This window comes from Pedobacter hiemivivus, assembly GCF_005144565.1.
Classification (GTDB): domain Bacteria; phylum Bacteroidota; class Bacteroidia; order Sphingobacteriales; family Sphingobacteriaceae; genus Pedobacter; species Pedobacter hiemivivus.
Map to the genome: position 1 here is coordinate 14,784 of NZ_SWDX01000018.1, position 13,439 is coordinate 28,222.

Here is a 13,439-nt window from a genome sequence, read left to right on the forward strand (position 1 = left end):
TAACAGGAACGCTATACGCTTTGTTGCTTTTTTATTTGATGTATAGTTCATGTTATTTGAAAATCAATTGGTAGGTGGTATTATTGATATATTTACTCTCATATTGTAGCTTATTTGTTTCTTGAGCAGCTGCATCGTCAGAGAACACAATCAGATATTCGAAACAGTTTTTAATGCCATTAGCAATCGGGATAACTGTTTCTGGGAATTGCTTTTCTTTACCCTTCATTTTATAAAAACAGCTATCCATGTTATAGGACATCTGCTCAGTAATTTTTCTATCAATCGTTTCGCCACTTTTTAACTCCGGAAAAATCCTCACCTTATATTCCTGATCATGCCCATCTGAAGAGGATTCTTTACAACTGGCCTGAATCAATAAATCCTTATCCTTGATTTCTGTGATAGAAATACCTTTCGAACAAGAGATAAAAAAAATAACAATCATCAATATTTGTAAATACCTCATTATATATCCTTAAAAATAAACCTTAAACTTTTTGACATTCCATTTGGCAGCGATGCTTTAAGGATATAAGAGTATCCATCCTTAAAGGAGAAATTGTTAGACAAATCAATATTGATCTTGTTCTTCCCTTTTTTAAGTTTAACCTTTGGCAAGCTCCTTGTTTTTTGCTTGGGGTCGGTAATGCAGGTAATGGTATACTTTAAAGGCTGTTCATCGTAAGAGTTAACCAAAGCAAATTTTACGACCCCATGCGCGATATAAAAATTCCCTTTAAAAAGATCATCAATGTCACGGTAACCATTGTCATCTTCAGCGGGCTCCTCTTCCTCCTTGCAATCCAATTTAAATTCCCAAACTTCCGAACGGTTGATAATCGTTTGACCTTTATAAGCGGTAACTTGCCAGGCATATCGTTTTCCCTCGATCAAATCTTTTGATGAAGGTGGATACAATAACATTGGAGTCATGATGCCCTTCTGTTTTACTATGGGCAGATTATAATTTAAGGCTTCAACTGGACTTTGTCTGTCCTTTATCTCTACCATTAGTAACTCATACATCGTACCTATTATGTTTGGCATAGATGGCTGCCAGGTAAGGAGCGGTTGTCTATTACATATTTTATCTTCATTAAAAGGCTCAATCAAGTCTAGCGGCGCTGGCGGCAATACCTCCTGCTCAAAAATCTGCTCCACAATAACCTCCTCAATAGCAACTGCAGAAACCACCGCATAATTATATTCGTAATTGCCCTGAGGGAAATACCCATTCCTTTGAATAAACCCAGCCATATCCCCATTCCCCATCTGAACATTTGCAGATCGAACCGCTGCAGGGGGAATGCCATTGTTTCCGGGAACTATAGTAAAAGGCGGCGTCATTATTCTTAAAATCTTACCACCCTTCTCTTCAGTTACGGTAACCAACAACCTTACATTTCTTTTTTCTGCAGCATTCATAATGCTAGCATTCATTAATCCATCCAGACTTCGGCCATAAACCTCAGGTATAAAATGAACACTCACCTGGGCCGATACCGAGCAGGAAAATGCAATAAAGACAATGAATATTAAAACTTTGTTTAGCATCTTATTTATTTAAAAAATATCTTAAAGACAGTTCTCCTCTTGCTGTCGAAAACAAGTCCGGATACAAAGGATTGATCAAATTTTTCCGCAGGTCAACAAATGCACTCACATCAAAATTCTTAAGCATCGACAGTTGTACATTCTGTCTTACTCCAAGCTGTCTTGCAATACCTTGATTATCGAGATAGGTGACCCCTGAAGAGACGCTAAGGCTCTTTAAAAGCGTATACTGACAGGCAACATCGGCATTTAACATGTCGCCCAAAATGCGAGCTCCCTTGAGTTCCTTATTATAAAACGCATTTCCTGATAATGATATAGATTTCAACATCAGATTTTGCGAGTATACGATAGTCATGAAACCAGTATGGGTAAGCAATGTGGGATTTAACATATCTTGCTTGCCTATGGATAAACGGCTAAAACCATAATGGCCACCGATCTTATAATTGCCATTCATATCAACCTGTACTTTTTTCGAAGAGTAAACTGCATGACTTGCTCCATCGACTTTATTTACTCCGTTTTCGGCATACTTCAAGTTAAAATTATAGTTCTTTGATAATTTCACCCTACTGTCTAACTGCAAATTGTAGTTTCTCCAATGTGCTCCGGAAACAGCACTCATTGGCGTATTTTTTATATCCGTACGTGCATTTAGTACAATCCTATTCTTTAACAGGCTTTTCTTCATATTGCCACCAAAACGCATTCCCATATTCCCATAACCTTGTTGCCCTGGGTTTTGATAGCCCAAACCCGAATAACTAAAGAAAGTATTTCCAGAAAGACCAAGCTTCTTCAGTTGAATACCATGTTTTACACCAATAGAAATAGATTCCATAAAATCGTCCCTAAAATAGTTGCCCATTTTTAGGTCATTATTCAGTACCAATTTATCTGATTCATTAACCGAAAGGTTTTTATACTGCGTACTGGATTTAGACAGTTCTACCGTAAATTTTCCCATGCTGTGCATGTTCAAATCCTGACTAACCATAAATGCGAGGTTAGTTTTAGGCAAAGTATTGAGTTGACTAAAACCACTTGCTGGTTGCTTATCAAACGCACCTACCCAGGAGAGTTTTCCACTTCCAAAAGAGAAATTTGTGGTTGGTATACTTACATAAGTTAAGAGTTTGGGGAAATCGTACAACGAATTCGTGAAATTCGCGTCCTTAGGCATTCCAACATCTTTATTGATACCAAGGCCCAGGTTTACTGGTCCACGGCCAGTTTTAACTGCAAAATTAACACCATTGATCATCATGTCTTTATTCATGATACCCGGCATCCGCTGTCCAAAATTACCTACGTCCAAAGCCTTAATTTTGGAGTAGAATTTACCTATCTGACTGTACCTCCCCTCCTGGTTCATCTCATTTTCAAAAATGGCTTCCAGATCCTTTAAGCTCCCCTGATTTGCAGTGAATTTTTGAAGAAGCAATAATCTTTGCTGATCCAATCCGCTTTCCTCCATTTTTTGTTTAAGGGAAACAATCACATCCGTAATTTCTGCTTTCTTCAATTCAACCTGTTCCTCAACCGCTTTCTTTTTACTCGCTACAGTACTATCAGCTTTATATTTTATCGAATCCTTTTGAGCGATTAAGTCAGGCGCATTATTAGAGATACTATCCGCCTTTTTTTGTGCAAATCGCTTCTGATCTGAAAGCAGGTCATTTACCTTCGCTTTAATCTGATCCTCATTTAAGTTGAGTAATGCAATAAGTTGCTCCTTGTTATTCAATAAGCTATTTAAACGCTGATACCTGGAGGGATCAATAAGAGTAGATGGATTCAATTTACTGGTGATACCCTTTTTTAAGTAAGCGCCAACATCCATACCGGAAAGCTCTATTTTTTTAAACCGAGAGGCTTTTTCTATATCGTTTCTATAGAGCTGCGAAAATTGCGATTTATCTAAATTAACCTTAAAAAGAGCGTCCCTTAAGCCATCTATTCCTTGTAAATCACTCGAATTATTGGATAGATCAATTGCTAATGGAAATTTAAAGAGCTGTATCTGCCCAAATACACTAATATTGTTTAAAATAGGTTCCTTTTTTAAGGATCCGCCTATACCATTTACCAAAGTAGCATTTTCAATACTGAGCTTATTGAATCGAACGGCTCTCCCCTTTTTAATAGAATCCCTAACCGCTAATGCTTTATCTTTAAGCGCCTTAGACTTCTCATTAAATTTATTCTGTATTGCTGTCGTCTTTTGATCAATGGCCGACTTAAAAACCTTACCGTTCTTTAAAGAATCGCGTCCCGAATTTATCTGCTGTTTAAACCCATTGAGCTCTTTTTTTCCTAAAGAATCAGCAGATTTTAATAATGGCTTAACCTGGGCTATAGAAAAGCTATATGAAAGGATTAAACACAAAAAGAAATACCATCTCATTGGGCGCAGGGCTTAGGGTATTTGTAGCAAAATACATTAGCCCGGGCTATCAAAAACTGTTGATCAGGTATTCGATTAAAATTATAAAAACAGATATTCCGCGTCGCAGAAAGAGACTTTCCTTTAAATAGGAAATAGAGAGCCGATGTTAATTCCATATTGAGCAGCATAAAACTGCTTCTTCAAACACACACGATTCGACCACATCAATACCATTTCGAGAAGCGTTAGCAGGTATACTATTAATTAATTTACGCTGAAGATAATATTTAAAAAGAATGAAAACAAAATATATTTTACCATTACCATTTCTCTTGCGCAAATTAAACCACGAAGCAAGTTGTATTTCAAATAGTTAAGTATCATAAAATAAATTATTCTTGTTCTTTGAATATAATTTCTCTGCAATTATTTGGTTACAAAACCGATCATAACCTAAACATTACATTCCCATGTTTTAATCTAAATACTGGATTAATACTTTTGTTTAACAATTTTGTCAAACTCATTTTAATGACCAATAGAGATACAGGTACTGAGCAGTTAATTAAAAACACCGCGAAGCACCTATTTTTTGCCGAAGGCAAGTTTCACGCTACTACACAAGAGATTGCAGATGCCGCCGGTGTAAATCGTACGCTTGTAAACTACTATTTCCGATCAAGAGATGCCTTATTCGACCAGGTATTTAATGAAGCTCAGGATGCCTTTTTAAAAATGATCGATGAGGTAATGGACGCTCCTGTCCCGTTCAAGCAAAAGATAGAGAACCTTATTTCGGTATTCCTAAAAGAGGCTATGCATTTCCCCTACCGGGAACTGTTTATCATTACACAAATGAACAGACACGATGTAATCAATGCAAAAAAATCAAGAGCTCAAAAGGCAAATGCTTTTTTAGAAGAGATACAACGAGAAATGGAGAAGGGAACTATAAAAAAAATGAACCCTAGACATTTCACCATCAATCTTTTTTCTTTAATGGCTTACCCAATGGTCACTGCTCCCCTAAATAAAATTCTATTTGGCCTGAATGACGAAGAGTATACCGCCCTTATGGAAGAACGCAAACAATTAATTTTTGAACTAATATTCCCCTAAATACTACAATATATAAATATGAAAACTAGAATCCACTCTCTTTACCTACTTCCTGCATTGTTGATTATCGCTTCATGTGGAAATGGCGATCAAAAAATGGCCGGGCCTCCCGCCCCTCAGGTACAATCATATCCTGTTGTAGCTTTAACTGCTCAATCTACTTCATTAGAAACAGACTATCCTGCAACATTAGAAGGAATTCAGAATGTAGATATCAGACCAAAAGTTGACGGCTTTATCGAAAAAATATTCGTCGATGAAGGTGCTACCGTTAAGAAAGGTCAGCCGCTTTTTAACATCAATGCTCCACAATACGAGCAACAAGTTAGAACTGCATCTGCGGCAATAAGCAGCGCCGAAGCCGATGTAAACGCAGCACAACTACAAGTGAATAAAACAAAACCACTGGTAGAGAAAGACATCATCAGTAAGTACGACCTTGATGCAGCCATGCTAACACTGCAAAGCAGAAAAGCAGCATTGGCACAAGCTAAAGCCGAACTGGCGAATGCAAAAGTAAACCTAGGTTATACCCACATTACGAGCCCTGTTGATGGAGTGATAGGAAGCATTCCTTTTAAAACTGGAAGTTTGGTGAGCAGCAGCAGTGCCAGCCCGCTAACAACAGTTTCAAACATCTCTAAAGTATATGCTTACTTCTCTTTAAATGAGAAACAGCTTTTAGACTTTTCTCGTCAATACAAAGGCACAAGCCTGGAAGCAAAGCTGAAAAACATCCCAGCAGTTTCATTAGTACTAGCCGATGGAACAACCTATGCTGAAAATGGTAAAGTACAATCTATAAACGGATTGATCAACACAGGAACGGGTTCTGCAAGTCTAAGAGCTACATTTCCAAACCCAATAAACCTTTTAAGAAGCGGTGCAAGTGCATCTGTACGCATTCCACAACATTTGGAAAACGTAATCCTGATCCCTCAGAAATCCACGATTGATTTACAAGGTAAAAAATTCGTGTATGTGCTTGGTGAAAAAGGCCTGATTAAAAATACAGAAATTGAAGTGATGGAATTAACCAAAGGTAATTTCTACGTAGTGACTAAAGGATTAAAAGCAGGTGATAAAATCGTAATGGAAGGCTTCCAATCCCTAAAAGACGGTTCAGAAATTAAACCTGAAGAGAAAAATGCAGATTCAGTTTATGCTGACCTTAACAATAAATAATCTGGTTTTTATAACCTGCTGAATAGAATATATGTTTAAGAAATTTATAGAAAGACCAGTTTTATCAACGGTAATATCCATTATCATTGTAATACTTGGGGTTTTGGGCTTAATCACCCTGCCCGTATCTCAATATCCAGAAATTGCGCCACCAACAGTGCAGGTATCAGCCTCTTATCAGGGTGCCAACGCCGATGTGGTATTGAATAGCGTGGTGGTCCCACTTGAAGAACAAATTAACGGTGTGGAGGACATGACTTACATGACCTCATCTGCAAGTAATGATGGTACAGCCACCATTACCATAAACTTTAAATTAGGTACAAACCCCGATCTGGCAGCGGTAAACGTGCAGAACAGGGTAGCCAGAGCAAGTAGCTTACTACCTGCAGAAGTAATCCGCGCAGGTGTAACGACAGCAAAAAAACAAGCCAGTAACGTATTGATCTTTGCTATTTATAGCGACAGTGCCTCTTACGACCAGAAATTTTTGCAAAACTATGCCAACATCAACCTTATTCCACAAATTAAACGCGTTAACGGAGTTGGTGATGCTAGTGCATTTGGATTGATGGATTACACCATGAGAATCTGGCTGAAACCAGATGTAATGGCAACTTACGGATTGGTTCCTAATGACGTAAGTATAGCACTTGCTGAACAGAATATTGAAGCTGCTCCGGGTCAGTTTGGCGAGCAAGGCGAGCAGTCGTTCCAATATGTGTTAAAATACTCAGGGCGTTTAAAAAATGAAATTGAGTTTAGCAATATCATTATTAAAACGGCAAATAATGGTCAGCTTTTACGATTAAAAGACATCGCCAGAATTGAATTGGGTGCACAAAGTTACGCCAGTTCTGTACGCTTCAATGGGAAACCTGCACTAGGTATAGCTATTAACCAAACAGCTGGTTCAAATGCAAAAGAAGTAATCGAAAATTCAATAAAGATCCTGGATCAAGCTTCGCTCACCTTCCCTAAAGGGGTACATTATACCTCGTTGGTAAACGTGAACGATTTCCTTGATGCATCCATAGAAAAGGTAATTCACACCTTAATCGAGGCATTTATCCTGGTTTTCATCGTAGTATTTATTTTCCTTCAGGATTTCCGTTCTACCTTAATCCCGGCCATCAGTGTACCGGTAGCCATTCTAGGTACTTTCTTCTTCCTTAGTTTATTTGGCTTTACGATTAACCTACTTACTCTTTTTGCGTTAGTACTGGCTATTGGTATTGTGGTGGATGATGCCATTGTAGTCGTCGAGGCCGTCCATGCCAAGCTCGATCATGGATATACCTCGGCAAAAAAAGCGACTATTGATGCCATGGAAGACATTACAGGTGCCATTATTTCAATTACCTTGGTTATGGCAGCAGTATTTATTCCGGTAAGTTTTATCCAAGGTTCATCAGGTGTATTCTATAAGCAATTTGGTTTAACCTTGGCCATTGCCATTATCCTTTCAGCAATTAACGCCTTAACCTTAAGTCCGGCTCTCTGTGCTTTATTATTAAAACCTCATGCCGATGATCACGGCAAAAAGAAGAACTTCATGCAGCGTTTTTATGCAGCATTTAACGCTTCTTTTGATGCCATGACCACCAGATACAAACGTTCAGTAAGCTTTTTAGCAAGAAGGAAATGGATAGCGGGCGCCGGAATTGCCTTGTTTGCTGTTGTACTGGTTTGGACAATGAATACGACTCCAAAAGGTTTTGTACCTAATGAAGATTTGGGTACTGTGATGTCTGACATTTCACTACCTCCAGCTACCTCATTAGAGCAAACTGCTATCGTGATTAAACAAATTGACAGCATTGCGCATACCATCCCAGAGATTCAATTCTCATTAACCGTAGTTGGCCGAAGCATGATCAGTGGATCAGGTAGTTCGTACGGTATGGTAATTGGGAAACTAGTACCATGGAATGAGCGTAAACGCGATGTAAAAGCTATTATCGGCGAACTATTTGCCAAAACGGCTAGTATTAAAGGTGCCAGAGTAATTTTCTTTGCCCCCCCTACGATCCAGGGATTTGGTACCAGTGGTGGTTTCGAATTCCAATTGCAGGATAAAACAGGTGGCGACATCAACAAATTCAATACGATTGGAAACGAATTCCTGTCAGCTTTAAGCAAAAGACCTGAGATTCAATACGCATCAACTTCATTTAACCCTAATTTCCCTCAATACCAGATTGATGTAAATGTTGCTACAGTAAAACAAGCCGGATTAAGCGTTAGTGATGTATTGGGTGTATTGCAAGGTTATTACGGTGGTGTTTACGCATCCAACTTTAACAAGTACGGAAAACAATACCGCGTAATGTACCAGGCTGATGCAGCTTATCGTGCCAATCAGGAAACACTCAACAACATTTACGTTAGAAATTCGAGTGGGCAAATGGCCCCTATCAGCAATTTCATTACCTTGAAAAAGGTATATGGACCACAGGCGATATCACGTTTCAACTTGTTTACTTCTATTTCCGTAACTGGAAGTCCAAATGCAGGATTCAGTTCAGGTGATGCCCTAAAGGCGGTGCAGGAAGAAGCGGCTATCCATTTACCTCCTGGATATGGATACGAGTTTTCAGGTCTATCACGTGAAGAGATGTCGAGCGGTAGTCAGACCATATACATCTTCTTGCTTTGTGTAATATTCGTTTACTTCCTGCTGTGTGCACAATACGAAAGTTATATTCTACCATTAGCAGTATTAATTTCACTACCAATCGGTTTAGCAGGCGTGTTTATATTCGATAAAATATTTGGGGTAGACAACAACATCTATACCCAGATCACGCTGATCATGCTGGTCGGTTTGCTCGCAAAAAATGCCATTTTGATTGTAGAATTTGCGGTAGACAGACGAAGAAAAGGAATGACCATTGTAGGTGCTGCCATTAGTGGTGCTACGGCTCGTTTACGTCCAATCCTTATGACCTCTTTCGCCTTTATCCTGGGACTATTGCCACTAATGCTATCAACCGGAGTAGGTGCATCAGGAAACAAATCAATTGGTACAGGAGCTGTAGGTGGGATGCTTATTGGAACTATATTTGGGATATTTGTAATCCCTACCTTATTTATTGTGTTCCAAAGCATACAAGAAAAAGTAAGCAAAAAATCGCCTTATGATGAAGGATATGGTCCAATACAAGAAACTATCCCATTTCCTGACGTAGATAGCCGCGAACATTAATTTAAAGAACATGAACACCAGATATCATAAATATTATTTCATCATCGGCTTTTCCGTACTGACCTTATCGGCCTGTGTAACGAAGAAGTACGAACGCCCGGCCCTAATCAGCAATGATTTATACCGCGGCAATACCAGTACAGACAGCACTACAATTGCGGATCTGCAATGGAAAACGCTATTTGTAGATGCAGGATTGCAATCCCTGATTGAAGAAGGTATAGGCGGAAACCTTGACCTGAAACAGGCCATTGAAAGAATTAAAATAGCTGAAGCTACGCTACTGCAAAGTAGAGCAGCCTTATTGCCAAGTTTAACGGCCGATGTTTCGGTAACGGATGCTAAGCAATCAAGAGCAGCATTAAACTTTCCTCCAGGCATCAACATCAATACCGAAACTCAAACTTATAAAGCCCAGCTAAGCACAAGCTGGGAAGCTGACATTTGGGGTAAACTAAGCAGCGCAAAACGCTCGGCTTATGCTTCTTTATTGCAAAGCGATGCAGCAAAAAGAGCGGTACAGACTCAGCTTATTGCCAACATAGCCAATGGTTACTACAACTTACTGGCACTGGATAAGCAATTATCTATTACCGAGCAAACCGTCAAAATCAGAGAAAAGGATGTAGAAACCATGAAATCCTTAAAAGAGGGTGCAGTGGTAAATGGTGCAGCAGTAGTACAAAGTGAGGCTAATTTATATGCCGCACAAGTAACGCTTCCGGATTTAAAAAGAAGCATCAGAGAAACTGAAAATGCATTGAGCATCCTTTTAGGAAGAGGCCCAGGAAAGATAGACCGTTCTACACTTGATCAGCAAACTACCTATAGCAATTTACAAACTGGCGTATCAGCACAATTGTTGCAAAACAGACCTGATGTACAAGCCGCAGAATTTGCTTTCAGAGCAGCATTTGAGAATAAAAATGTAGCTAAAGCATATTTCTACCCTGCTTTAACCTTAACTGCAAATGCGGGTTTATCTAGCTTAAGCTTAAAAAACTTTTTCGACAACTCCCTATTCTACAATTTAATTGGTGGTATTACACAACCGATTTTTAATAAAGGTCAGAATAAGGCTCGTTTAAAAACAGCACAGGCGCAGCAACAAATCGCATTTTACAGTTTCCAACAAACCTTATTAACAGGTGGACAAGAGGTTTCTGATGCACTATTTGCTTATCAGACTGCAGCTCAAAAAGAAATAACAAGAGCAAAACAGGTTGCCTCTTTGACGAAAGCAGTTGATTTTACTAAAGAATTGTTACGCTACAGTTCGGCAACAAACTATACTGACGTATTGACATCTGAACAAAGTTTATTAGCAGCTCAGCTTAGTAGCATCAACGACAGACTTCAAAAATTACAGTCTGTGGTTAATTTATATAGAGCACTTGGTGGCGGTTGGAAATAACAGATTAACAAAATCTAAATAACCAGAAACAGAAAGGTATACGATGTATAAATCGTATGCCTTTTCTTTTATCAGTTCTTTTTACCTAGCTTCATCTTCTAATACGATTAAGCTTTATTTTATCCAATGAATATCCTGATAGTTGAAGACGAAAAAACACTGGGTTTAGAAATAGCCGAATTTCTGGGCAAAGAAGGTTACACCATTGAACATGCCTGGAAAAAATCATCTGCTGAAGAAAAAATCTTTGTAAATACCTACGATTTTATCCTGCTCGATCTTAGCTTACCCGGTGGTGATGGTTTTGAACTTTTACACCAGCTAAAGAAAATGCCAGGACGAGAAGATGCAGTCATTATACTTACTGCCCGTGGTGATGTGGACGACAGGATTAAAGGTCTGGAAGCAGGTGCCGACGATTACCTACCCAAGCCTTTCTCCTTAACGGAACTTCTTGCCAGAATGCATGCCATCATCCGTCGTAAGCATAAACTCGTAATGAACGAGGTAAACGTTCATGGTTTTACACTGGATATTAAAAATCATAAAGTGAGTTTTGATGGAGAGCGTATTAATTTAACCAACAAAGAATTTGAGATTTTTAATTACCTAATCCTAAGCAAAAACAGAGTTATATCAAGAGTTAACCTTACCGAACACGTTTGGGGAGATATACTAGAAGTAAACTCTGATTCGAACTTTGTGGATGTCCATGTAAAAAACCTTCGTAAAAAACTGGCTGCTCATGCCACAATAGATTGGTTTGAAACCGTGAGAAGCATTGGTTACCGGATTAATTTTTAAAAAATAATAGCTCAGTTTTATACAAGCAATGCCACTATGAAATTACAATTCAAACTTGCTTTATATAACACCCTAACCAAGATTGCCATTATTACCGTGTTGGGGATCCTGATATTAGTTTCTATCAACCATATCTCGATCAATCACATCCAAAATCGGCTGTTACAAAAAAAGATCCGACTCATTGCCAATCTTTCCAACGTAGAGATAAACGATCTACTATTGCAAAAAACATTTACAGACTACAACCTACTACGTGAGGAATACATCATTCTTAAGGAAATAAAAAAAACAGATCATCCCATAAAGCAGAAGTTTTTACGGGAGCTACGTAGTATTGAAGGGAACCAGGAAGAATTTCAAATCCTAATTACTGACTTTAACTACGAAGGGAAGAGCTATAGGCTCGAACTTGGCGAAACCATGTCCACCTTAGCCCAATTGGAGCATACCATTTCCATGTTCACCTTTGGAATCTTGATTGCGGCCGTTATCCTTACCCTAATTATTGATCTCAGCTTTATGCAATTCTTGCTAGGCCCTTTCTACCAGATTATTGATCAAAAGCTGAATAAAGTAAACGACCCCATTAATTTTAATTATCATCCTGTAAAAACCAGTACCGACGATTTTAAAATACTCGATCAGAGCATCAGTGTGCTGATGAATAAAATTGCGACACTTTTCTTGACCGAAAAAGAGTTTATCGCCAATGTATCTCATGAACTGCTTACCCCTATTTCCATCCTCAATACCAGGCTCGAAAACCTCTTAAATGATGAGCAGCTAAGCCCTGAAGGAGAAAATAAACTATTTGCCTGTTTAAAAACATTAAACCGCTTAAAAGCGATAATAAATAGCTTGTTACTAATTTCTAAAGTAGAGAACCACCAATACGGGAAAACTGATACGATCTCTGTAAAACATACTGTAGAAGAAGTCCATGAAGAACTGGAACATCGCCTGTTGATGATGAAACTTAAAATGCACATTAACCTTACAGAAGATTACAGCTTTACCGGAAATAAGTCACTGTTCCATACCTTGTTGATGAATTTAATCAACAATGCTATCAAATACAATAAGCCATCAGGCTCCGTTGATATCTATAGCGAATCTTCCGTAGAAGGTTATACCCTTGTGATTGCTGATACCGGCCTTGGGATGAATCCGAAACTCGTTCAAAATGCGTTCATCCGGTTTGAAAAACTACAATCAGAAAAAGAAGATAGCCACGGACTTGGCCTGGCCATCGTAAGAAGTATTGCTGCTTTTCACGAAATCAAAATCGATATCACCTCAGAAAAGGGCCAAGGGACGCAGGTGCGCATTGTTTTTCCCAACTAAATTGTTCTTCATCAAATCTTCATTTAGTGTATGCAACTTTGATATAACAAAAAACACTAAATAAATTATAACATGAAAAGAACAATTTTAGCGCTAGCATTAATTGCAACAACTTTCGGCGCATTCGCACAAAACACTACTCCAGCTGCCAAACCTGCAACTGCTACAACTGAAACAGCTAAACATAAGCACAAAAAAGCAGCTAAAAAAGCTGTTGCAACTACTGCCAAAGCTGATGCAAAACCAGTAGAAGTTAAAAAAGCTGGTAAATAGTAATTTCTTAAGTTTTTAGCGAAAGGCCACCTGTTCCATCACAGGTGGCCTTTCTTTTTTTCAATGTACACATCTTTCATTTTGGTTCTAGTTGCCTCGATTAATTCATTAAAACACATATTAACTAGAATAATTCTAAA

Annotated in this window: 10 protein-coding genes; 7 read left to right on the top strand and 3 right to left on the bottom strand. The window is 38.5% G+C overall.

Features of this window, described 5'->3' with window-relative positions; genetic code table 11:
• Positions 1 to 52: 52 nt before the first annotated feature.
• From FBD94_RS25200 to FBD94_RS25210, 3 genes are read right to left on the bottom strand one after another with little or no spacing between them, the layout of a single operon-like run.
• Entirely contained in the window at positions 53 to 448 is a 396-nt protein-coding gene (locus FBD94_RS25200) for a hypothetical protein (protein ID WP_136882283.1), read from the bottom strand.
• Positions 449 to 468: 20 nt separating this feature from the next.
• Entirely contained in the window at positions 469 to 1,557 is a 1,089-nt protein-coding gene (locus tag FBD94_RS25205; protein WP_136882284.1) for a DUF928 domain-containing protein, read from the bottom strand.
• A 1-nt stretch (position 1,558) separates the two neighbouring features.
• The gene (locus tag FBD94_RS25210; RefSeq protein ID WP_136882285.1) at positions 1,559 to 3,967 is read right to left on the bottom strand and encodes a hypothetical protein; all 2,409 of its coding nucleotides are present in this window, start codon (positions 3,965 to 3,967) and stop codon (positions 1,559 to 1,561) included.
• Positions 3,968 to 4,480: 513 nt separating this feature from the next.
• On the opposite strand from FBD94_RS25210, the gene FBD94_RS25215 reads away from it, so the two are divergent.
• The 7 genes from FBD94_RS25215 (at position 4,481) to FBD94_RS25245 (ending at position 13,299) form a co-directional block, all read left to right on the top strand.
• The gene (locus tag FBD94_RS25215) at positions 4,481 to 5,068 is read left to right on the top strand and encodes a TetR/AcrR family transcriptional regulator (RefSeq protein WP_136882286.1); all 588 of its coding nucleotides are present in this window, start codon (positions 4,481 to 4,483) and stop codon (positions 5,066 to 5,068) included.
• An 18-nt stretch (positions 5,069 to 5,086) separates the two neighbouring features.
• A complete protein-coding gene (locus FBD94_RS25220) occupies positions 5,087 to 6,253 on the top strand; it encodes an efflux RND transporter periplasmic adaptor subunit (RefSeq protein ID WP_136882287.1) in 1,167 nt (388 codons plus the stop codon).
• 31 nt (positions 6,254 to 6,284) lie between these two features.
• A complete protein-coding gene (locus tag FBD94_RS25225) occupies positions 6,285 to 9,461 on the top strand; it encodes an efflux RND transporter permease subunit (protein ID WP_136882288.1) in 3,177 nt (1,058 codons plus the stop codon).
• 10 nt (positions 9,462 to 9,471) lie between these two features.
• Complete coding sequence (locus tag FBD94_RS25230) at positions 9,472 to 10,875, top strand: efflux transporter outer membrane subunit (protein WP_136882289.1); 1,404 nt, start codon at positions 9,472 to 9,474, stop codon at positions 10,873 to 10,875.
• A 126-nt stretch (positions 10,876 to 11,001) separates the two neighbouring features.
• On the top strand, positions 11,002 to 11,679 hold the full coding sequence (locus tag FBD94_RS25235; RefSeq protein WP_131609075.1) for a response regulator transcription factor: 678 nt from the start codon (positions 11,002 to 11,004) through the stop codon (positions 11,677 to 11,679).
• Between the two features lie 36 nt (positions 11,680 to 11,715).
• Positions 11,716 to 13,026, top strand: coding sequence for a sensor histidine kinase (locus tag FBD94_RS25240; RefSeq protein ID WP_136882290.1), 1,311 nt, complete (start codon positions 11,716 to 11,718; stop codon positions 13,024 to 13,026).
• A gap of 72 nt (positions 13,027 to 13,098) precedes the next feature.
• Entirely contained in the window at positions 13,099 to 13,299 is a 201-nt protein-coding gene (locus tag FBD94_RS25245; RefSeq protein WP_136882291.1) for a hypothetical protein, read from the top strand.
• Positions 13,300 to 13,439 lie beyond the last annotated feature (140 nt).

What these genes read in the sequence shown, in the direction of transcription:
- FBD94_RS25200 (WP_136882283.1), bottom strand. Translation starts at nt 448, where the DNA reads ATGATTGTTATTTTTTTTATCTCTTGTTCGAAAGGTATTTCTATCACA.
- FBD94_RS25205 (WP_136882284.1), bottom strand. Translation starts at nt 1,557, where the DNA reads ATGCTAAACAAAGTTTTAATATTCATTGTCTTTATTGCATTTTCCTGC.
- FBD94_RS25210 (WP_136882285.1), bottom strand. Translation starts at nt 3,967, where the DNA reads ATGAGATGGTATTTCTTTTTGTGTTTAATCCTTTCATATAGCTTTTCT.
- FBD94_RS25215 (WP_136882286.1), top strand. Translation starts at nt 4,481, where the DNA reads ATGACCAATAGAGATACAGGTACTGAGCAGTTAATTAAAAACACCGCG.
- FBD94_RS25220 (WP_136882287.1), top strand. Translation starts at nt 5,087, where the DNA reads ATGAAAACTAGAATCCACTCTCTTTACCTACTTCCTGCATTGTTGATT.
- FBD94_RS25225 (WP_136882288.1), top strand. Translation starts at nt 6,285, where the DNA reads ATGTTTAAGAAATTTATAGAAAGACCAGTTTTATCAACGGTAATATCC.
- FBD94_RS25230 (WP_136882289.1), top strand. Translation starts at nt 9,472, where the DNA reads ATGAACACCAGATATCATAAATATTATTTCATCATCGGCTTTTCCGTA.
- FBD94_RS25235 (WP_131609075.1), top strand. Translation starts at nt 11,002, where the DNA reads ATGAATATCCTGATAGTTGAAGACGAAAAAACACTGGGTTTAGAAATA.
- FBD94_RS25240 (WP_136882290.1), top strand. Translation starts at nt 11,716, where the DNA reads ATGAAATTACAATTCAAACTTGCTTTATATAACACCCTAACCAAGATT.
- FBD94_RS25245 (WP_136882291.1), top strand. Translation starts at nt 13,099, where the DNA reads ATGAAAAGAACAATTTTAGCGCTAGCATTAATTGCAACAACTTTCGGC.